The 1,335-nt window shown below is 63.2% G+C and carries 1 protein-coding gene; it reads right to left on the minus strand.

Annotated features, from left to right (window positions below; translation table 11 throughout):
* Positions 1-1,299 (minus strand): acetate--CoA ligase (locus E0765_RS02540; RefSeq protein ID WP_132811663.1); only part of this gene is annotated, 1,299 nt, incomplete at its 3' end.
* Positions 1,300-1,335: the final 36 nt, after the last annotated feature.

The raw sequence follows: 1,335 nt of genomic DNA on the forward strand, positions 1-1,335 counted from the left end.
GATGATGTGGCCGCCGGTCTCGGTCTGCCAGTACGTATCGACGATCGGAGCGTTCTCGCGCGCGATCTCCTTGTAGTACCACATCCATGCCTCAGGGTTGATCGGCTCACCCACGGTGCCGAGGACCTTGAGCGTGGACAGGTCGTGCTTGGCGGGCCACTCCTCGCCCTGCTTCATGAGAGCGCGGATGGCGGTCGGCGCGGTGTAGAACTGGTTCACACCGTGCTTCTCCACGATCTCCCAGAACCTGCCCGCGTCGGGGTAGGTGGGCACGCCCTCGAACATGAGCGACGTGGCGCCTACGGCGAGCGGTCCGTAGACGATGTAGCTGTGACCGGTGATCCAGCCGATGTCGGCGGTGCACCAGTACACGTCCTCATCGTGGTAGTCGAAGACATACCGGAAGGTCGTGGCCGCGTACAGAAGGTAGCCGGCGGTGGTGTGCAGCACGCCCTTCGGCTTGCCCGTGGAGCCCGACGTGTAGAGGATGAACAGCGGATCCTCAGAGTCCATCCACTCGATGTCGCAGTGCTGCGCGATGTCGTCGGCGCGGACCTCCTCGTGGTACCAGAAGTCGCGGCCAGGCTCCATATCCACCCGGGTGCGCGCACGAGAGACCACGATGACCGTCTCGATCGACGGACACTCGTTGAGGGCGGCGTCGGCCTCGGCCTTAAGCGGCACGACACGTCCGCCACGAATGCCTTCGTCGGCGGTCACCAGCAGCTTGGCGCCGCAGTCCTGGATGCGGTCGCGCAGTGCCGAGGAGCTGAATCCGGCGAAGATGACCGAATGGATCGCACCGATACGGGCACACGCGAGCATCGAGATCGCAAGCTCCGGGATCATCGGCAGATACAGGGCGACGCGGTCGCCCTTCTTCACGCCGTGCTTCTTGAGCACGTTCGCGAACTTGCACACCTTGTAGTACAGCGACTGGTAGGTGTAGACCTTGCTGCGGCCCTCATCGGTCTCCCAGATGAGCGCGGCCTTGTTGCGGCGCCACCCGTTGAGGTGACGGTCGATACAGTTGTAGGTGACGTTGGTCTTGCCGCCCACGAACCACTTCACGTACGGCTTCTCGAAGTCGTAGTCGAGAACGGTGTTCCACTTCTTCTCCCAGTAGAGCATCTGCTCGGCCATATCGGCCCAGAAACCCTCGGGGTCCTCGACCGACCGCTGGTAGAGCTCGTTGTACTCATCCATGGTCTGGATGTGCGCACGAGCGGTCGCGTGGGCAGGCGGCTGGACCACACGGTACTCCTGCGACAGGGACTCGATCGCGTTCGATTCCGTCATCGGATGGGTCTCCTCTCAGTGGCTGACGCTGCGTCC

It is taken from the genome of Sulfuricurvum sp. IAE1, from assembly GCF_004347735.1.
GTDB lineage: Bacteria > Campylobacterota > Campylobacteria > Campylobacterales > Sulfurimonadaceae > Sulfuricurvum.